This window comes from Vibrio kyushuensis (assembly GCF_050337325.1).
GTDB classification, from domain to species: domain Bacteria; phylum Pseudomonadota; class Gammaproteobacteria; order Enterobacterales; family Vibrionaceae; genus Vibrio; species Vibrio kyushuensis.
Genome location: NZ_JAKJSV010000010.1, coordinates 1 through 20,536, shown reverse-complemented (window position 1 = coordinate 20,536; position 20,536 = coordinate 1). Strand labels below are relative to the sequence as shown.

Genomic DNA, 20,536 nt, shown 5'->3' with positions numbered 1-20,536 from the left:
TAAAAATCACCAAAACATTATCTTTAATGGTTTCTAGTGGTAATAATTTATTTCACTTATTAATTAAATGTATTGCCATTATTGGATTCAGCAGTACTACAAACGAATTGACGTAATTTTACTACAAAATCCTCACTAATTTTAGGTTAAAGCTCTAATAATTTTCTCACTGACAAGCAATTGGCTATAAATAAAACAAAACCTTAGTTTAATTCTAGACCGATCTTACAGGTAAGTTAAATATAGGAATGACAGATTAACTTACTTATTCAAATTCACTGCTTTCTACAAGTAACGCACTTCGTTAGCACTTTTAACACACATAAAAAAACCGAGCTATTAAGCTCGGTTTTTAGATTTAGGCTTGATGAACGATTACTCGTCGTCAGACTCTACATCAGCTTGGTCAGCTTCTTCAGATGGTGTTTCACCTGTCGGAGCACCACTTTCAGTTGAAGTTGTATTCTCATCTGAGTTTTCTTCTGATGACTCGTCATCGAGCAGCTCAGCTTCTTCAACTTCATCGATACGTTGAAGACCAACAACATTCTCATCTTCAGCAGTACGAATCAGAGTAACACCTTGAGTATTACGTCCAACTTGGCTTACTTCAGAGACACGAGTACGAACCAATGTTCCAGCGTCCGTAATCATCATCATTTCATCGCCTTCTTCAACTTGAACAGCGCCAACAACTGGGCCATTACGGTCTGAGACTTTGATTGAAACAACACCCTGAGTTGCACGACCTTTCGTCGGATACTCTGCTAGTTCTGTACGCTTACCGTAACCATTTTCAGTTACCGTTAAGATTTCACCTTCGTTCGATGGAACAATCAGTGAAACAACTTGATCGCCTTCGCCAAGCTTCATACCGCGAACACCGGCTGCAGTACGTCCCATTGCACGTACTTTATCTTCACTAAAGCGAACCACTTTACCTGCTTTAGAGAACAGCATGATGTTGCTGTCACCATTGGTGATATCAACACCAATCAGTGAATCATCATCACGAAGGTTTACAGCAATTAGGCCGTTTGCACGTACGTTAGCGAACTGATCTAGTGACGTTTTCTTAACCGTACCATCACCTGTCGCCATGAAGATGTATTTTTCAGGGCTGAATTCAGATACTGGTAGAATCGCAGTAATACGCTCATTTTCTTCTAGAGGAAGAACGTTCACGATTGGCTTACCACGTGCAGTACGGCTAGCTTGAGGAAGTTGGTATACTTTCAAGCGATACGTTTTACCACGAGTAGAGAAACATAAGATATTGTCATGAGTATTAGCAACAAGCAGACGCTCGATGTAATCCTCTTCTTTCATCTTAGTTGCACTCTTACCTTTACCACCACGACGCTGTGCTTCGTAGTCGCTTAGTAATTGGTACTTCACGTAACCTTCATGAGAAAGCGTTACAACAACGTCTTCACGAGCAATAAGCTCTTCCATGTCAATATCGTGGATTGCCGCAGTAATTTCAGTACGACGTGCATCACCAAAGTTATCTCTTACTAGCTCAAGCTCTTCACGGATAACTTCCATCAAGCGCTCAGTATTTGCAAGGATATGCATTAATTCAGCAATTTCGTCTAGAAGTGCTTTGTACTCATCTAGAATTTTTTCATGTTCTAGGCCAGTTAATCTATGAAGACGAAGCTCCAAGATTGCTTGTGCTTGAGTTTCCGTAAGGAAATATTGACCATCACGGATACCGTATTCATCTTCAAGCCAATCAGGGCGAGCAGCATCAGTACCAGCACGCTCAAGCATTGAAGCGACATTACCAAGATCCCAACCGCGGCTCACTAGTCCAGCTTTCGCGTCAGCTGGTGTAGGTGCGTTTTTGATCAGTGCAATAATGTCATCAATGTTTGCAAGAGCAAGTGATAATGCTTCTAGTATATGCGCACGTTCACGAGCTTTTTTCAACTCAAAAATAGTACGACGTGTAACCACTTCACGACGGTGATCAACAAAGCACTTCAACATATCTTTCAAGTTGAATAGCTGAGGTTGGCCGTTATTAAGCGCAACCATGTTAACGCCAAACGTCGTTTGTAGCTGAGTCTGTGAGTAAAGGTTGTTTAGTACAACTTCACCAACAGCGTCACGCTTACATTCAATAACAATACGCATACCGTCTTTATCAGACTCGTCACGTAGCGCACTGATGCCTTCTACTTTCTTGTCTTTAACAAGCTCAGCGACTTTTTCAATCAAACGAGCTTTGTTCACTTGATACGGTATCTCAGTAACGATAATTGTCTCTTTACCGTTTTTCTCCGTTTCAATCTCCGCTTTAGAGCGCATATAGACTTTGCCGCGACCAGTCTTATAAGCGTCAACAATGCCCTTACGGCCACTGATTAACGCTGCTGTCGGAAAGTCTGGACCAGGAATATAGTCCATTAGCTCATCAATAGTGATGTCTTCATTATTGATGTACGCTAGACAACCGTCGACTACTTCCGTCAAGTTATGCGGAGGAATGTTGGTTGCCATACCTACTGCGATACCAGAAGCACCGTTAACCAATAGGTTTGGAATCTTAGTCGGTAGAACCGCTGGAATTTGCTCTGTACCGTCATAGTTAGGAACGAAATCGACAGTCTCTTTATCGAGATCAGTCAATAGCTCACCCGCTATTTTCGACATACGAACTTCGGTATAACGCATTGCCGCCGCTGAGTCGCCATCGACAGAACCAAAGTTACCTTGGCCATCGACTAGCATATAGCGTAGTGAAAACGGCTGCGCCATACGAACGATAGTATCGTACACTGCGCTATCACCGTGTGGGTGATATTTACCGATTACGTCACCTACCACACGGGCAGATTTTTTGTATGATTTATTCCAATCATTACCAAGTACATTCATCGCGAATAAAACGCGGCGGTGTACTGGTTTCAGGCCATCACGCACATCTGGAAGAGCACGACCAACGATGACTGACATCGCGTAGTCAAGGTATGAACCTCGAAGCTCATCTTCTATGTTTACCGGCGTGATCTCTTTAGCTAGATCGCTCATAGAGCCATTATCCCTCTATATTTTGATCGTATATTGATACGTACAAGGTCCGAAAATATAACACACTATTTGTCTATTCGGCATCACTTTCCCCTACCTTTTATCATGTTGTGAGCTTGGTTGTGAATCAAGTGCTGAGAATTTGCACACTTCCCTGTTACCTAGTTGATTAATGGTTAAATTTTACTCATTTAATGACGAAAAACGGCTTGGCTATAGTCACATCTACATAAGTGGTTATAATGCAGGCAAGTGATTAGAATATTATTGAAGTACGGATTATGACAACAAAACAAAATGTAGACCCGAGTGAAATCAAAAAATTTGAAGACATGGCATCAAGATGGTGGGATTTAGAGGGTGAATTTAAGCCTCTGCACCAAATTAACCCGCTTCGCCTTAACTATGTTCTCGAAAAATCAAACGGTCTATTTAGTAAAGTTGTTTTGGATGTCGGTTGTGGCGGTGGCATTCTTGCTGAAAGCATGGCAAAAGAAGGCGCTGTAGTTACAGGGCTAGATATGGGTAAGGAACCATTAGAAGTTGCTCGACTGCATGCATTAGAAACAGGCACAACACTTACCTATATTCAAAGCACCATAGAAGATCACGCTATTGATAATTCTCAAAAGTATGATGTCGTAACCTGTATGGAGATGCTAGAGCATGTACCTGACCCTCTTTCTGTCATTCAATCGTGTGCAAAACTAGTAAAGCCCGGTGGGCACGTATTCTTCTCAACACTAAATCGTAATTTCAAATCATATCTATTTGCAATTGTTGGCGCGGAGAAATTACTGAAGATTGTTCCGGAAGGTACACATCATCACGAGAAGTTTATTCGCCCATCAGAACTGATAAAAATGGTCGACCAAACTGATCTCGTCGAGCAAGGAATCACCGGTCTTCATTACAATCCGTTAACAAACAGTTATAAACTTGGGCCAAATGTCGATGTGAATTACATCGTCCACACCCAAAATTCAAACTAAGCAACAATCTTCTTTCTGATTATCTTAGATTTACACGTATAGGTGACATTGTAGCAATGTCACTTATTTCACCGCTTATTGCTTGGTTTTTGTGCGTTAGATTCCAATTCATACAGCTCGATTTAATCCTCGTGTTTTATCTAAAGATCAAGAAAAATATTTTTGTTTGTGGCTACATTTAAACCGATTACAAAACTGTAACTTTTCATGGTCAACTGCTCTCTTTCTTCATCGGTAAGTAGTCACTTACTGTTTTTTTTAATTTTGTCAGTTATCCACAAGTCATCCACGAACTCCACCTTGAAAAACCTATCACATAGCACTATCTTGTAACTCGCATGACGAAGCACCCCTATATGTTGTGTTTTCAACTAGAATGTGTAGAGAGAGCTTGATCACAAAGCCAATACATTATTTATGAGAAATCACATAGAAATATAGCTTTCATCAGTTTTGTTAGGGAACGAAATCAGAATGAATCAACAACTCACTGTCACCAAGCGTGATGGACGTAAAGAAAACATCGATCTCGAGAAGCTACACCGCGTGATCACATGGGCTGCAGAAGGCCTACACAACGTATCTGTTTCACAGGTAGAACTAAGAGCTCACATTCAGTTCTACGAAGGTATAACGACTTCTGACATCCATGAAACAATCATCAAGTCTGCTGCAGATTTAATCTCAGAAGAGACGCCTGATTATCAATATTTGGCTGCCCGCCTAGCGGTTTTCCATCTACGTAAGAAAGCCTACGGCCAATACGAGCCGCCTACGCTTTATGATCACGTTTCTAGCCTTGTAGATGCAGGTAAATATGACAAACACCTTCTAGAAGATTACACGCAAGCTGAATTCGAAGAGCTAAATAGCTATATCGATCATAAGCGTGACTTAGACTTCTCATACGCAGCAGTTAAACAGCTAGAAGGTAAGTATTTCGTTCAGAACCGTGTTTCTGGCGAAATTTACGAAAGTGCTCAGTTTCTTTATATTCTGGTTTCTGCATGCCTGTTTGCTAATTACCCTAAAGAGACGCGTCTTAGCTATATTAAGCGTTTCTATGATGCAACTTCGACATTCAAAATCTCATTGCCAACGCCAATCATGGCTGGCGTGCGTACTCCTACACGCCAATTTAGCTCATGTGTTCTTATTGAATGTGGCGATAGCTTAGACTCAATCAATGCGACAGCAAGCTCTATTGTTCGTTACGTATCTCAACGTGCAGGTATCGGTATCAACGCTGGTCGAATTCGCGCATTAGGTTCTGAGATTCGTGGTGGCGAAGCTTTCCACACTGGTTGTATTCCGTTTTACAAATACTTCCAAACGGCTGTGAAGTGCTGTTCTCAAGGTGGTGTTCGCGGCGGTGCTGCGACTGTTTTCTATCCGCTATGGCACGGTGAAGTTCAATCACTGCTGGTTCTAAAAAATAACCGTGGTGTAGAAGAGAACCGTGTTCGTCACATGGATTACGGTGTTCAGTTAAACAAGCTGATGTACTCTCGCCTAGTTCAAGGTGGCAACATTAGCCTATTCTCACCATCGGACGTTCCAGGACTCTATGACGCTTTCTTTGAAGATCAAGATGAGTTCGAGCGTTTGTATGTGAAATACGAAAACGATCCTTCAGTTAAAAAAGAGTCGATTAAAGCGGTCGAGTTATTCTCTCTTCTAATGCAAGAGCGTGCTTCAACAGGTCGAATTTACATTCAGAACGTTGATCACTGTAATACTCACAGCCCATTCGATTCTAAAGTTGCTCCAGTTCGCCAATCTAACTTATGTTTAGAAATCGCACTGCCAACCAAGCCACTTTCTAATGTAGAAGATGATCAAGGTGAAATTGCCCTTTGTACGCTTTCTGCCTTTAACCTTGGCGCTATTAACGAATTAGATGATTTAAAAGACCTATCAAACTTGGTTGTTCGTGCTCTTGACGCCCTATTGGATTATCAAGATTACCCACTACCAGCAGCATATAAATCGACAATGAACCGCCGAACCCTTGGTGTGGGCGTTATCAACTATGCGTACTATCTGGCGAAGAATGGCGTTAAATATTCAGACGGCAGTGCAAACGGTCTAACTCACCGTACATTTGAAGCAATTCAATACCATCTATTGAAAGCCTCTGTCGAGCTAGCAAAAGAGCAAGGTCGTTGCCCTTCGTTCCACGAAACAAACTACGCGAAAGGTTTGCTTCCTATCGATACTTATAAGAAAGATATCGATCTCGTGTGTGAAGAGCCACTTCATTACGACTGGGATGAGCTTCGTTCAGAAATTATGGAGCATGGCCTTCGTAACTCTACGTTGACTGCATTGATGCCTTCTGAGACATCTTCTCAGATTTCAAATGCAACAAACGGTATTGAACCACCGCGTGGGTATGTTTCTGTTAAAGCATCGAAAGACGGCATTTTGAAGCAAGTTGTTCCTGACTTCGTTAATCTCAAAGAGAACTACGAGCTGCTTTGGAATATAGGGCCAAACGATGGTTACCTTCACCTAGTAGGTATCATGCAGAAGTTTGTAGACCAAGCTATTTCAGCGAATACAAACTACGACCCAAGTGTTTATGACAGTGGTAAAGTGCCGATGAAGAAGCTTCTACAAGACCTTCTTACAGCATATAAATACGGCGTTAAGACACTTTATTACCATAACACCCGAGACGGTGCTAAGGACGAGCAATCAGATTCGGTTGCTGTTGAAGAGGACGATTGTGCAGGTGGCGGTTGTAAGATCTAATCTACAATCACTCTCGCTAATGTAATTGCATTGGTAATACAATCTACAACAACCCTATGATTTAACGCCTCTCTTTAAATAGAGAGGCTATAAAAGGAATTGAGGCATTTATGGCTTACAGTACTTTTTCTCAAAATAAAAATGACCAATTAAAAGAACCAATGTTTCTTGGTCAATCAGTAAACGTTGCTCGCTATGACCAACAGAAATTTGAGATTTTCGAAAAACTGATTGAAAAACAGTTATCCTTCTTCTGGCGTCCAGAAGAGGTTGATGTATCAAGTGACCGTATCGATTACAACAAGTTACCTGAGCATGAGAAACACATTTTCATCTCAAACTTGAAATATCAAACATTGCTTGATTCTATCCAAGGACGTAGCCCTAACGTTGCCCTTCTACCTCTGGTTTCATTACCAGAAGTTGAGACTTGGATTGAAACTTGGTCTTTCTCTGAAACGATTCACTCTCGTTCGTACACACATATTATTCGTAATATTGTTAATGACCCAAGCGTTGTATTTGACGATATCGTTGAAAATGAACATATCCTAAGCCGTGCTAAAGATATTGCTCGCTACTATGACGAGTTAATTGCGCTGACAAACGATTTCCACCGCTACGGTGAAGGCACACATGAGATCAATGGTGAGTCGGTAACCGTTTCTCTTCATAACCTTAAGAAGAAGTTGTACCTTTGCCTAATGTCTGTGAACGCACTTGAAGCTATTCGCTTTTATGTCAGCTTCGCTTGTTCATTTGCATTCGCTGAGCGTGAACTTATGGAAGGTAACGCTAAGATCATCAAGCTAATTGCTCGCGATGAAGCACTTCACCTTACCGGCACTCAGCACATGCTGAACATACTGCGTAACGGTCAAGATGATTTCTCATTCATGCAGATTGCAGAAGAGTGCAAGCAAGAGTGTTTCGACTTATTCAAAGATGCAGCAGAGCAAGAAAAAGAGTGGGCAGAATACCTATTCAAAGACGGCTCGATGATTGGTCTTAACAAAGACATTCTTTGCCAGTACGTCGAATACATCACAAACGTTCGTATGCAAGCTGTCGGACTTGGTGTGGCTTACCCTGAAGCAACATCAAACCCTATCCCTTGGATTAACGCTTGGTTGTCTTCTGATAACGTACAAGTTGCGCCTCAAGAAGCGGAGATTAGCTCTTACTTAGTTGGCCAAATTGACAATGAAGTTAGCGCAGATGATTTCGAGGACTTCGAACTGTAATGGCCCAACTTAAAATCAACAAACTCACTACTATCGAGTCTAATTCCTCAAATACTCTATTAGAGTCGCTAGAGTTAGCTGGGCTTGAACCAGAATATAATTGTCGAGATGGGCACTGTGGTGCTTGTCGCTGTACACTAGAATCGGGTGAAGTGGAATTTGTTGGTTTTGCTATGGCCTATACAGACAAGAACGAAATTCTACCTTGTATCTGTAAAGCCAAAAGCAACGTCGAGCTAAGTAATGTTCGTTACCGATTAAAAGAAAAACGAGCGTAATATCTGGGCAAACGAGTCTTGCCTTAAAACGCTAGGTTAATCACAAAGGTCAGCTATAAGCTGGCCTTTTTAATACCTTCAAGAAAAGCGTCAGCGGTAAACATCGAGACAGGCTTGTCCGCAATTTCTCGGCCATCATCATCAAACAAAGACAGGCGATAGCCCTGTGCAGTTTTGTAGTTATCATCACTTGGTGCATGCAGCCAATCAGATGCAACATTGCACCCTTCGCTGCTAAGTGCCTCACCTAAAACAACTTTTTGGCTTGCTACTTGATACCAAACTAATATCTTCGATTGAGAAAACATACTAACCTCCTTGATAGAATGCTTGAACGAGATGTTAGTGTACAAGTAATCTTGAACATTAGTAGCCTCAAATGTGGGACAAATTCTCGGTACATTGAAAATCATCGACTTACATTTAGACGATTTGTTTATAAGAAATAAAAATGAACAGGTCTATGTAATAAGGTTTAGTATCATCACTTTATTACTGCACGCCACACTGTGGAGGTTTGACAAAGGCCACTTTTGATATAAGTAGCCTTGTAAGTTTTTGATTATATTAAAGCAGAAGGAATAAACATATCTTTCAAAGTCGTCACTGAACTGTACTGAATAAACATCGGTTTTGCAGAAAGGTAACGTCGAAGCATATCGGCAGCAATCGTCGCGATAAGCTCTTTTTGCTCTTCCATTGAATAATGACGATTAAACTGAAGCGTTTGCCCCCACTCCCCTTTTGACGTCGATAACGCAATTGAAAACTGGTTTTCTTCCAATTTTCCGGTTACAAGAGAGACATCTGTTGAGCATTTTTCTCTTGTCGCTCCAGCAAGTGCAAATGTCGCAGCCAATGGGTTTTGTTCTTGGCTTGAAACATCCAGTGAACTGCTCATGATCCACGAATGTCCACAATATGGGTTGGCATCAGTATTTGAATGTAGCCAGTTAGACAGCCAGCCATGAGTCGATTGTTCTGAAATGGATATAGATTGCTTTTTCTCAGCAATCAAGTGACCTAAGTGAGCAAGCATATTCTCATCGACACTCACTACATTTGACTCAATCAGCTTATAGATCATCTGTAATACGCGGACTCGGGTGTCCAAATCTTCTTTGGGCGCGAACAACTTCACTTCAATGAATGGAAGGTATGAGCGATAGCCAATCATGTAGTCTTTTGGAAGCTGTATTTTATCCAATTTATCTGACAATACTGATTCTGAGGTTCCTAAAGTATATAGACGGCTACAGCTAAAGCTTTCATGATCAGGAAAACGTTGCTGCATATCCGGCAGGATTTGAGTTTCAGCCATCAACTCAAACTCTTTGGGAACGCCAGGTGTAAAGTAAAACAAGCAGTCATTTATATACATTTGGAAACCGCAAGCCGTGCCAATCGGATTATCAATGATTGTGGCACTTTGAGGAAGCATCGCTTGTTTCTTATTACTTTCCGGCATCGGCACACCACGGGCATTGAAGAATGCCTGCAGCGTCTCAAGCCACTCAGGAAACAACGATAGATCTTCACCAGCAGATGCTGCAGCCGCTTCTGATGTTAGATCATCACTGGTTGGCCCAAGGCCGCCATTAACAATAACGACATCACAATTGAAACTTAACATAAGGATTTCTTCTTTAAGCGCAACCATGCTGTCACCAACAGTAGAGCGCTTATACATTGAAAAACCATTAGCAAAGAAGAGTCTTGATAACCATGCAGCATTAGTATCGACAATATCTCCGTAGAGAACTTCTTCTCCTGTGCTAAGCATTGCGATTTTTGTCATTAACATTACCTATTTTTCTAGTTTTATAACTCATCATCACATACTTTACGCTAAATTATGTAACGATTACTGTGACACTGTAAAAATATCCTTATAACTAAGTAAATTAGTTCATTTTGTGGTTTCTATTGGCTGCTCTTTATAAGATAATTGTGACTAGGATCTTAAAAATCATAATAATGGAGCCACCGTGCTAAAGAAAAACATCGCTGCAATGATGTTATCGTTTTCCGCTTGTGCAAACGCCAACAACTTTAACGTCAATCAACATATCGAGTTTTCCTACACGGTCGATTGTGAAAATAGCTTCTGTATTAATGATAATACCTACTCATACCAGCCGAATCTCTTTCATGAGCAAGAGAGTTTTGCCCTCGCATTAAAAGAACCAGAACTCAAAATTGAAGATCCGGGTTTACCAAAATACCTAGTTTTACAGGATGAAAAAGACTGGGATTACCTAATGGGTCAGACCTATACAATTTTGGGACTCAGCGTTGCAACCGTTGGCCTAATGACTCTGCTGCCTGAGTCCATTACAAAATGGGATGAAGATGCTCGTGATATGAGCGAGCTTGGAAGTAAATGGAAAGAAAATATCAAAGCTGGTCCAGTATGGGATCGCGATGAGCACTTCCTAAACTACGTTATGCACCCATATTTTGGCGGTGTTTACTACACAGCTGCGAGACACGCCGGCTTTAATGAATTTGAGTCATTCCTATACTCTGCCACTATGTCGACTTTCTTCTGGGAAATGGGTGTAGAAGCATTTGCTGAAGTACCATCATGGCAGGATATTTTCGTGACACCATTCTTTGGTGCGGTTGTCGGCGAGATGATGTTTGAAGCCGAGCAAGACATTGTTAACAATAACGGTGGTGAAGTTTGGGGTTCTGAAAGGATGGGTAGTTTCACTCTATTTTTCCTAAACCCTGTTGGTCACATTCATGGATGGGTAACCGATGCTTGGGGCGGCAGTGCTGAATTCCAATACAGCAGTACACCTTGGTTCGGTAATTCCGGCGCAGCAGCATTTGCTATGGACGCAGGCGCATCTTATGACCGCCAGTTCTACGGTGTAGAGCTAAAAATCGGTTTCTAGACCATTACAGCTAACCAGAAAAATTCTCATAAAGCGCCTTATACAAGGCGCTTTTTTGTGCCCGACAACTCGTTCTAGCGTCTGAAAAGTTGCTTTACCTTCAAAAATTGACATCCATCAAGTCTTTCCTAATATTTGCTTCTACACTGAAACTATCAATTATTTTAATTAGTTATACTCACTTGGCGTAGGAGATCCATCATGAACACCACATTTATCGTGAATTTTGTCGGGAAAGCCACGCCCGCAACAATTAAACACTTTGCTTCTGTTACTCATGAAAACGGAGGGAAATGGTTGATCAGTAAAGTTAACTTTATTGAAGACCAAGTTGCCGCAGTGATTAAAGTTCAACTCCCAGAAAAAAACTCCGAGATCGTTCAAAAGGCGTTCCAATCACACTCAGACTTACTGGTTCAAATCGTCAATTCTGAGGCTAATCCACACCGTGAAGATACAATTTTTCAACTTCGCCTAGATTCTAATGATCGTGCTGGGATTGTGAATGAAATTACTCACGTACTAGATGGTCAAGGGATTAGCATTTTGGATATGGATTGCCAACGAGTCTTTGTTGCGGGTGGTGGTGGTGTGAGTTCTAGTTTATTCACCGCTAATTTAGCCGTACGTCTACCTAGTGAAATGCAAATTGAAGATGTTGCCAATGAACTTGAATCATTAAGTGAAGATACTCGAGTAATCTTGGAAGTTTAACTAACAAAATCAATTCTAATCACTTATTAAAGAAACAAAAAAGAGCAGCGATGGCTGCTCTTTTTGATTCATAGCTAATAATTAACCTTAATCACACTAGATCAAAAAACTAACTCACACGCCATTGAGATAACGAGCGTTTAAAGTCAGCATAATCAAACTCATTAAGCTTTTGAATCTCACCACTTGATCGTTCACAGTAGATAGAAGGCATCTTAAGTCCGTTAAACCAGTTCAACTTTACCATCGTGTACCCTGCACTATCTAAAATGTGCAAGCGTTGGCCTATTTCAAGTGGCTCATCGAAGTTCGCAACACAGAACTGATCGCCAGCTAAACATGAGCAGGAACCAATAATATACTCGTGCTCACCTTCTTCATTCGCTTCTAAGATCGTTGCAGGCTCATCGTAGATAAGGGTATCTAAACGGTGAGCTTCTGTTGCTGAATCAACTATTGCCGTTTTCTTCACATTCTCTACAACATCGACAACGGTCACAACCAGATCAGTTGTTTTGGTAACAATCGCTTCACCCGGCTCTAAATAAAGCTGAACAGAGTGTTTTTGTGAAAACGACTTTAGTGCTAAACCCAGTTTTTCGATATCATAATCTGGCCAAGTAAAGAAGACTCCACCACCTAAGCTTACCCAATCAAGCTTGTCGAGTTGATCACCAAACTGCTCTGAAATTGAATCAAGAAGTGCAGAAAATGCATTCACATCTTTGTTCTCACAGTTCATGTGGAACATAACACCATCAATGGAATCAAATACTGCTGTATCAATATGATCCGCCTGAACCCCAAGTCGAGAAAATTGACGAGCAGGGTTCGCTAGATCTTGCCCTGCATAGCTAACACCAGGATTCAAACGCAAACCTATCGACGCCTTCCCTTCGACAATATGACGATGGGCAGCAAGTTGTGTTTGAGAGTTAAAAATCAACTTATCACAAATATCCGCGACTTCACGCACGTCATCTTCACTATAGCCAACACTGTAAGCGTGAGTCTCGCCACCGAAGGTCTCATGACCCAACTTAACTTCATAGGGGCCAGAACTCGTTGTTCCATCTAGGTACGGCTTAATGATGTCAAAGACGCCCCAAGTGGAAAAACATTTCAGCGCCAATACCAGCTTCACACCTGAGATCTCTTTCAGCTGTTTTGCTTTCTCAAGGTTGGCTATTAACTTATCTTCGTTAATCATGAAGTACGGTGTTTTTAAGTCACCTACTTTGAAATCGTTAGTATTCATCTTTCAATCACTTTTAAATCGAACAAAGCCGACGCAATCGCATCGGCTTAGAGTCTAATTTACTCTATAGGAGTAAGTAGAATTACTTCAGCTTATTAATGATAGGCTGACCAGGTTCTAGCTCTTGTACATGCCAATCAAGACCAAGACCCGGCATTGTCTCTAGGAATGGGTCTGGGTTTAGCTGTTCCATGTTAAACACGCCCTTATCTGCCCATTCACCACGGAAGAACTGAAGTGCAGCAGTAATGGCTGGAACACCCGTTGTATAAGAGATAGCTTGGTGCTCTACATCTTTGTATGCGACTTCGTGGTCAGCGTTGTTGTAGATAAATACGCTGCGTTCTTTGCCGTCTTTTTTACCTTGAACCCAAGTACCAATACACGTTAAGCCTGTGTAACCCGGAGCTAAAGACGTTGGGTCTGGTAGTAGTGCTTTAAGAACGTGTAGCGGCTGAACCACAGTACCGTCATGAAGAGTCAATGGATCTGTGCTTAATAAGCCAATGTCACGCATGCAGTTGAAGTAGTTTAGGTAAGCATCACCAAAACCCATCCAAAACTCAATACGCTTAGCTGGAATAAACTCTTTCATTGAACGAACTTCGTCGTGAGCCATTGAGTATACTTTATGAGAACCACAGTTCGGAAAATCAAATTCAAGCATACGTGAGTGACATGGAACTTGGTTCCACTTCTCATTTTCCCAATAGAACGAGTCACCTTGAATCTCAAGCATATTCGTTTCTGGGTCAAAGTTTGTCGCGAACTTCTTACCGTGGTCGCCTGCGTTAACATCCATAACATCGATAGAATCGATTTCATCAAATAGGTGCTTAACTGCATACGCAGCAAAGATAGAAACAACACCTGGATCAAAACCCGCACCTAGAATACCGGTGATGCCTGCTTCAGCAAACTTCTCGCGGTACGCCCACTGCCAATCATAAGCTTGAGGTACTTGTTGGCCTTCAGAGCACAGGTCTACGGCTACCGATGTATCAAGGTACGATACTTTCGCTTGGTAACACGCTTCCATGATGCCCATGTTGACCCAAGGAGGACCAGCATTGATGACAAGATCCGGCTTCACTTCTTCAATAAGAGCAACCAGTGCTTCAACATCATCAGCGTTAACTTCGCGTGCTTCTAATTTCTTAGTCGTGTCTTTAAGGTTATTTCTTCCCTTAATTGACTCGATGATTTTTTCACACTTACTGAGCGTACGAGAAGCGATCGTAATATCGCCTAGAACTTCGTTGTTTTGTGCTGCTTTATGCGCAACAACCCAACCAACACCACCTGCACCAATTTGTAGAATTGCCATTTTTATCTTTACCTTATTCTTTCTAATTCGATTACTTTTTAAAGAGGCTCACATATGAAAAAGTCAGCCTCTCAAGTGATTCGTGTTCTAAATACTAATCAGCCAATTCAACCACTAACTGACTAATATCTTTAATTAACCTTTCAAAATCTGCCAACGTTAGACATGGATTTAGAATCGTAAACTTAAGGGCAGAGTGTCCTGCAACAACTGTTTCACCTAATACTGCAACACCACGTACCAATGCTTCGATTCGAACTTTCTGATTTAGCTTGTCTGCCGAACCTTCGCAAGTGCGAGTTGAACGGAACAGAACCGTTGATAGAGATGGATCCGCTAATAGTTCAAAATCATCATGTGCACGAACCAACTCTGCAACTTCAAGCGTTTGCTCGATAATATGGTCATACATATCACCAAGAGCTTGAGGGCCAACGTTCTGCATAGTCATGAAGACTTTCAGTGCATCAAATCGTTTCGTCGTCGCGATTTGTTTATCAACTAAATTTGGCAGTTCATCATGCTCACGGTTTAAGTAATCAGCATGGTGAAGCAAGAACTTAAATTGAGACTTATCTTTTAGCAGCAACGCACCACAGCTGATTGTTTGATAGAACAGCTTGTGGAAATCCACGCTCACAGAGTCAGCACGCTCAATGCCCGCTAGGCGATCTTTGTGGCTGCTAAGAATCAATGCACCACCGTAAGCACCATCGACATGGAGCCATAAATCGTGTTGTTCGGCTGAATCTGAAAGTACGGTTAAATCATCAATCGCACCATGATCGGTTGTACCAGCGGTACCAACCAGTGCAAATGGAATCAACCCTTGCTCTTTTAAATCAAGAATCGTTGACTCTAACGCATCAGTGTCCATTGTGCCGTTAACATGTGCAGACACAGTGACAACTGATTTCTCACCTAGTCCCATCCAGGAAGCGGACTTTTGAACAGTAAAGTGTGACTTTTCTGAACAGATGATGCGTAGTTTATGTGCGTAGTCAGGAAGACCCAATTTCTGAATTGAGTGCTTTGAAAGCTTATCGGCAATCCAGTCACGAGCTAACAACAGACCCATCTGGTTGCTTTGAGTTCCACCACTGGTGATGATCCCGTCGGCTTGATTGCCTAGCTCGTACTTTCCACACAGCCAATCAACAACACGTTGCTCAACATACGTTGCAGAAGACGCTTGATCCCATGAATCCATAGATTGATTCAATGCTGCGATCATCGCTTCAGCCGCAATAGCTGGCATCATAGGCGGAGTATGCAGATGAGCAATACAGTTAGGGTGCTGAGTGAAGATAGAGTTTTTCACGACTAGGTCGCTTGTGCTCTCAATGACATCTTTTAAACTTGCATTCGCAGAGTCTAAACAAACCGAATTAATTTGAGCTTCAAGAAGCTTTGGATCCATACCCGTGTATGGCTGCTCAACCTGCTCAAAAATTTGCTTTAGCGTATCCGTCGCATGATTCATTACCGCAGCGAACTCATCAGCGCCATTTTCGCCAGCATGAATGAAGTGCTGCTTCCACTTTGCGTTGTCTTCAACTGCTTCACGCTTGCCACCACCGGCAGCAAGAATCGCCTCTTCCATAACACGAAGAGCAAAATCAATTTGTTCAAACGAAATAATCATTGGTGGAAGGAAACGAATGACAGAACCTTCACGGCCGCCTTTCTCAACCATCAAGCCGCGCTCTAGAGCTGCACGTTGAATAGCCAGAGTTAAATCACCATCAGCTTCAGGTTCGCCAAACTTGTTGGTGCTTCCATCTGCTTTTTGGATTTCCATACCCAGCATCAAGCCTTTTCCACGAACTTCAGCAACGCAATTCACACGCTTTTGAATGCTTTCAAGACCCATACGGAAGTATTGACCCGCAATATTTGCATGCTCAACTAAACTATCACGTTCGATAATTTCTAGTGCCTTAGCACCGGATACCATAGCAAGTTGGTTGCCACGGAAAGTGCCCGTGTGCTCACCCGCTTTCCATGTATCAATTTCTTTATTGAAAACAAGAATAGACATTGGCAAGCCGCCGCCAATCGCTTTAGACAGGCACAGAATATCTGGAGATATACCCGACTCTTCAAACGCAAAACGGTACCCAGTTTTGCCGACACCACATTGAATTTCATCAAGAATAAGTAAGATGTCATGTTCGTCACAAATACGGCGAAGCTCGCGTAACCAGAATGCAGGAGCAGGTATCACCCCGCCCTCACCTTGTACTGGTTCAACAATGATTGCCGCAGGTTTCATGATTCCCGCTTCATCATCGTTAAGCAGACGTTCCATGTAACGAATGCTTGCTTTCGCGCCTTCATCACCACCTAAACCAAACGGGCAGCGTAAGTTATATGGGAATGGCATGAAGTGAACATCGGACATTAAGCCTGTACGGCGCTCTTTGGTACTCAGGTTACCCATCATACCCATGGTGCCATTTGTCATGCCGTGGTAAGCCCCACGGAAAGCAAACATGGTATTACGTCCGGTGGTTTGCTTAGCGAGCTTAATTGCTGCTTCAACAGCGTCTGCCCCTGAAGGACCACAAAACTGGATTGCAGAGTTATGAGAGAACTCTTTCGGCAAAAATGCTTTTACGCGTTTGATAAAGGTATCTTTCGCGCTAGTTGTCATATCAAGTGTTTGATATGGCAAGCCTAGATCAAGCTGTTCTTTTAACGCTTGATTGATTTCTGGGTGGTTATAACCCAGAGACAAAGTACCTGCGCCAGCAAGACAATCTAAAAACAATTGTCCACGGGTATCTTCAACAAGCGCGCCATGTGCTTGTTTGATCGCGATAGGTAGACGTCTTGGGTATGAACGAACTTCAGACTCATGCTCTGCTTGATCAAGCAGTATTTGGTCTGGAGTAAGATCATATAGACCTTCTACGTTAGGTACTTTGGTAGAAAAAGTGGTTGCGATAAGCGTGTTATCGACTTCAAAAGCTGTGCTCATTGTAATTCCCTAAAAATAGAGGATTTGCGCTCTTTTCAACACCGGTTGATAAAACAAGAGGCAAAGCAATACCTTCCGAAAACATCCATACGTTCGGGATTTAGATAGTGACCATTAGAAATGGTAGATTTGGAGATCAGGAATTCAGGGTTCGGTGATGCTACTGACGTGAAGTACAGGGCACTTAGGAAGTACGAAGCTGATTAGACTGTATAAGTTAAAAGTATTCAATGTTGGGTTTCTCTCTCATCTGTTGCAAAGGCAACAAAGTTATCCCGTCTATCAGCAAATGGCTTGCTGATACCTACCCTACGTAACGAAACAATCAGCCAGAATGTTCGTTGCGCGTATCCCCCAGTGCAATGCTTAAAATACAGCTCCGAGATTGCGCGGGAAAATAACACAATTCCAAAGAGTCTGGCAACTGTTTTTACTAATGAATTTGTAAATAAAAAGCTGGTCTCTCGACCAGCTTTGAAGTGACTACTACGCTGCATCTGTTTTGAGTATTTGTGATAAGAGTTCTAACTGATCAAGTTCAGAGTTCGCAGGAATGAAATCATCCAATATAGTGGCTCCATCTTCGATAACAATAGTTTGAGTAACCTCGATATCGTCAGAGTTTGCCGCATTAACCGTTAACACTACATCGTCATCGACAACGCTAGCGGTTACAACATCCATAAGCTCACCAATACTAACCTCTGGGTCATCATCCAACACCCCTGTGAGGTCTATAAGGTCTTCATAAAGCGTGAAGTTTTCAATCGTATCTTCACCGTTATCAATAGTCGTGTCACTCCATTTGAAGGCGTCTGTATCTTCAGTACCGGACAACAATTCATCTTCCAAACTCGCTGCATGTTCAACATATGGAGGAATCGTAACAGTTGCTTCTTCACTGACCAAGCCACCGGTATCTATCGCTAGGTAAGTGAAACTATCATCTTCCGTAATGGCTTCTTCGCCTGAGAGATCACGAAGCACCCAGTTACTACCAGTTCCTTCCATAACCATACCTACTATTGGGTTATCTTCTGAAGTGTAAGTAAACTGTTCGTAAAACTCCTGACTTCCTAGATCAGAGCTTTTATTATATTCAACCGTCTCTTCTGTACCATCTTGTAAAGTATAAGTGACCAAAATAGAAGCCCCTCTAATAAAGGCATTTTGCATACCATCAATCCCAAAAGTGACTGTCTCTAATGGATTTTCGGATAGATTAATAACAATTTGTTCTTTAGGGTTCATACCCTTACCATGATTTTCAGCTAAGCCAAAACCTTTATGATTATCTGGGTGTTCATACTGTTTAAACTCTGCTTTCCCTTTGCTGTTGGGGTTATTGTCAATAAGTGAAATCAATATTGTAGCGCCATTTGAAAGTTCAAAACTACGCTCGGTGTTAGACTCCCAATCACCCCAATTATAAGGCCCCTCTACTGAGTCTAAATCTTCTGGCATACCGCCCATCACAAAGGTATCACCTTCATCTTGCTCGTACTCAATTTTGCTAGGGTCCAGAATAGTACCGCCATCTTCTTGAGTATAGAGATCATTTATCGTTAACTCTCTTCGTACATCTAGACCATCAATTTCTTCGGTGTAGAACAACGTACCTGTTGTTGGTAATGAAGTGATCATCACCATCACTGATTCAGTGTTACCCGGGATTGTTTCATCAAAGTCCCAGATGTGATCGAATTCAGGGTCATCAGAGTCAAAGACGATTGGAATTGGCGAGTCAGGGTCTCGTAGATAAGCCTCAAAGTCTTCGGCTTCTGGAGCCGCATTTTTGTTGATAATGGTGCCGCTACCACTAGCATCCAGATCTAGATCGTGGGGAAGATCACCTATATCTCCAGATACATTGACATCAAGAGCGAAGGTCTCAGCCTCCTCGTTAATACCATCGTAATGGGTTCCGACACTGACGGTTAAATTCAAAATGTCTCCTGCAAAAAAGAGGCTTCCTCCATTCTCAATATGCTGGATATGTTCAACATTATCATCATCGGTATAAGAAACAGTTAGATCCCCTACGTCTGTAAAGTCAGCAAGGTCGGCACTGCCTTCAACATTGAGGTTGAACGTATATTCTAGTTCTCCATCAACTTCATTGCTGAGCTCAACGCCAAAGACTGAACGCTCCCCTTCGATAACATCCGGTGAATCACTGACGGTTAATGTTGGTTTGTCTTCGAAGTCTGGGTCATCTTCACCATCCAGCTCATCGGTAATGGTCGCGCTACCGTGGCCATCAAGCGATAACTCATCAAGCTCGTCACCAATCTCACCGTCAACATGAACATCAAGCCCAAAGCTCTCCGTACCTTCAAAGATATCGTCATTAAACGTATCAACACTCACTGAAATGTTGTAAGCATTACCCGGAATGTCTACCGTGCCATCAACTGCAGATACGGCGGTTGAAGGCGAAACTGCATCGTCACCCTCACCCACGGTGTACGTCACTGTGAGCTCGCCGTTTGCTAAGAAGTCCGCCATCTCAGCGCTATAATCTACTTCATCCTCGCCATCACCATAACCTTCGACATTGAGGTTAAAGGTGTAAGTGAGTAAACCATCCACTTCTTTATCTAATTCAACGTTGAAGGTCGCTGTTTCCCCCTCAATAGTTTCGGCGTTACCTACCGTAAGTATCGGCATATCGGCGTTGTCTTCACCATCGAGATCATCAACAATCGTCGTATTACCCGCACCATTCAGGTCAAGCACTTCACCTTCGTCACCTATCTCGCCATGGACATTCACATCAAGACCAAAGCTCTCTACCCCTTCAAAGATCTCATCGTTCAACGTGCCAAGACTGACACTGATTTCTGTGGCGTCACCCGGTATGACGAGATTGCCACCATTGGCAATGGCAGGCGGTGTTTGTAGTACTCCATCCCCATTGAGGTAAGTCACCGTGAGGTCGCCATCGGCCAGAAAATCCGCCATTTCCGCGCTGTAATCCCCATCTAAATCAATGGTGAATGTGTAGGTTAAGTCGCCATCGACCTCTTTATCCAGTGAGA

General features: G+C 42.3%; 13 protein-coding genes. 6 read left to right on the top strand and 7 right to left on the bottom strand.

Annotated features, from left to right (window positions below; genetic code table 11):
- Window positions 1-375: 375 nt before the first annotated feature.
- Window positions 376-3,039, bottom strand: coding sequence for a DNA topoisomerase (ATP-hydrolyzing) subunit A (gene gyrA / locus L4D20_RS19860; RefSeq protein WP_428803330.1), 2,664 nt, complete (start codon window positions 3,037-3,039; stop codon window positions 376-378).
- A 281-nt stretch (window positions 3,040-3,320) separates the two neighbouring features.
- On the opposite strand from gyrA, the gene ubiG reads away from it, so the two are divergent.
- The 4 genes from ubiG (at window position 3,321) to yfaE (ending at window position 8,310) form a co-directional block, all read left to right on the top strand.
- Window positions 3,321-4,031, top strand: coding sequence for a bifunctional 2-polyprenyl-6-hydroxyphenol methylase/3-demethylubiquinol 3-O-methyltransferase UbiG (gene ubiG, locus L4D20_RS19855; RefSeq protein ID WP_428803329.1), 711 nt, complete (start codon window positions 3,321-3,323; stop codon window positions 4,029-4,031).
- Between the two features lie 474 nt (window positions 4,032-4,505).
- The gene (gene nrdA, locus L4D20_RS19850) at window positions 4,506-6,788 is read left to right on the top strand and encodes a class 1a ribonucleoside-diphosphate reductase subunit alpha (RefSeq protein ID WP_428803328.1); all 2,283 of its coding nucleotides are present in this window, start codon (window positions 4,506-4,508) and stop codon (window positions 6,786-6,788) included.
- Between the two features lie 110 nt (window positions 6,789-6,898).
- Window positions 6,899-8,032 carry a class Ia ribonucleoside-diphosphate reductase subunit beta gene (gene nrdB, locus L4D20_RS19845; protein ID WP_428803327.1) on the top strand — a complete coding sequence of 378 codons (1,134 nt, stop codon included), beginning with the start codon at window positions 6,899-6,901 and terminating at the stop codon, window positions 8,030-8,032.
- Window positions 8,032-8,310 carry a class I ribonucleotide reductase maintenance protein YfaE gene (gene yfaE / locus L4D20_RS19840; RefSeq protein ID WP_428803326.1) on the top strand — a complete coding sequence of 93 codons (279 nt, stop codon included), beginning with the start codon at window positions 8,032-8,034 and terminating at the stop codon, window positions 8,308-8,310. Before nrdB ends, yfaE begins: the two co-directional genes overlap by 1 nt.
- A gap of 53 nt (window positions 8,311-8,363) precedes the next feature.
- On the opposite strand, the gene L4D20_RS19835 is transcribed toward yfaE, so the two are convergent.
- Together L4D20_RS19835 and L4D20_RS19830 are read right to left on the bottom strand one after the other, a co-directional pair.
- The gene (locus L4D20_RS19835) at window positions 8,364-8,618 is read right to left on the bottom strand and encodes a hypothetical protein (RefSeq protein ID WP_428803325.1); all 255 of its coding nucleotides are present in this window, start codon (window positions 8,616-8,618) and stop codon (window positions 8,364-8,366) included.
- A gap of 254 nt (window positions 8,619-8,872) precedes the next feature.
- A complete protein-coding gene (locus L4D20_RS19830; protein ID WP_428803324.1) occupies window positions 8,873-10,108 on the bottom strand; it encodes a CinA family nicotinamide mononucleotide deamidase-related protein in 1,236 nt (411 codons plus the stop codon).
- Window positions 10,109-10,298: 190 nt separating this feature from the next.
- Here L4D20_RS19830 and L4D20_RS19825 point away from each other — a divergent pair, with 190 nt between their 5' ends.
- Together L4D20_RS19825 and L4D20_RS19820 are read left to right on the top strand one after the other, a co-directional pair.
- Complete coding sequence (locus L4D20_RS19825; protein ID WP_428803323.1) at window positions 10,299-11,213, top strand: DUF3943 domain-containing protein; 915 nt, start codon at window positions 10,299-10,301, stop codon at window positions 11,211-11,213.
- A 201-nt stretch (window positions 11,214-11,414) separates the two neighbouring features.
- The gene (locus L4D20_RS19820; RefSeq protein ID WP_428803322.1) at window positions 11,415-11,927 is read left to right on the top strand and encodes a glycine cleavage system transcriptional repressor; all 513 of its coding nucleotides are present in this window, start codon (window positions 11,415-11,417) and stop codon (window positions 11,925-11,927) included.
- Window positions 11,928-12,036: 109 nt separating this feature from the next.
- Here L4D20_RS19820 and nspC read toward each other — a convergent pair whose 3' ends face one another.
- The 4 genes from nspC to L4D20_RS19800 all read right to left on the bottom strand — a co-directional run.
- On the bottom strand, window positions 12,037-13,185 hold the full coding sequence (gene nspC, locus L4D20_RS19815; RefSeq protein ID WP_428803321.1) for a carboxynorspermidine decarboxylase: 1,149 nt from the start codon (window positions 13,183-13,185) through the stop codon (window positions 12,037-12,039).
- Window positions 13,186-13,267: 82 nt separating this feature from the next.
- Window positions 13,268-14,512: a carboxynorspermidine synthase gene (locus L4D20_RS19810; protein ID WP_428803320.1), complete on the bottom strand. Its 1,245-nt coding sequence runs from the start codon at window positions 14,510-14,512 to the stop codon at window positions 13,268-13,270.
- Between the two features lie 94 nt (window positions 14,513-14,606).
- Window positions 14,607-17,495: a pyridoxal phosphate-dependent class III aminotransferase gene (locus tag L4D20_RS19805; protein WP_428803319.1), complete on the bottom strand. Its 2,889-nt coding sequence runs from the start codon at window positions 17,493-17,495 to the stop codon at window positions 14,607-14,609.
- 486 nt (window positions 17,496-17,981) lie between these two features.
- The coding region (locus L4D20_RS19800) for a hypothetical protein (RefSeq protein ID WP_428803318.1) at window positions 17,982-20,536 on the bottom strand (2,555 nt) is incomplete at its 5' end.

What these genes read in the sequence shown, in the direction of transcription:
- gyrA (WP_428803330.1), bottom strand. Translation starts at nt 3,039, where the DNA reads ATGAGCGATCTAGCTAAAGAGATCACGCCGGTAAACATAGAAGATGAG.
- ubiG (WP_428803329.1), top strand. Translation starts at nt 3,321, where the DNA reads ATGACAACAAAACAAAATGTAGACCCGAGTGAAATCAAAAAATTTGAA.
- nrdA (WP_428803328.1), top strand. Translation starts at nt 4,506, where the DNA reads ATGAATCAACAACTCACTGTCACCAAGCGTGATGGACGTAAAGAAAAC.
- nrdB (WP_428803327.1), top strand. Translation starts at nt 6,899, where the DNA reads ATGGCTTACAGTACTTTTTCTCAAAATAAAAATGACCAATTAAAAGAA.
- yfaE (WP_428803326.1), top strand. Translation starts at nt 8,032, where the DNA reads ATGGCCCAACTTAAAATCAACAAACTCACTACTATCGAGTCTAATTCC.
- L4D20_RS19835 (WP_428803325.1), bottom strand. Translation starts at nt 8,618, where the DNA reads ATGTTTTCTCAATCGAAGATATTAGTTTGGTATCAAGTAGCAAGCCAA.
- L4D20_RS19830 (WP_428803324.1), bottom strand. Translation starts at nt 10,108, where the DNA reads ATGACAAAAATCGCAATGCTTAGCACAGGAGAAGAAGTTCTCTACGGA.
- L4D20_RS19820 (WP_428803322.1), top strand. Translation starts at nt 11,415, where the DNA reads ATGAACACCACATTTATCGTGAATTTTGTCGGGAAAGCCACGCCCGCA.
- nspC (WP_428803321.1), bottom strand. Translation starts at nt 13,185, where the DNA reads ATGAATACTAACGATTTCAAAGTAGGTGACTTAAAAACACCGTACTTC.
- L4D20_RS19810 (WP_428803320.1), bottom strand. Translation starts at nt 14,512, where the DNA reads ATGGCAATTCTACAAATTGGTGCAGGTGGTGTTGGTTGGGTTGTTGCG.
- L4D20_RS19805 (WP_428803319.1), bottom strand. Translation starts at nt 17,495, where the DNA reads ATGAGCACAGCTTTTGAAGTCGATAACACGCTTATCGCAACCACTTTT.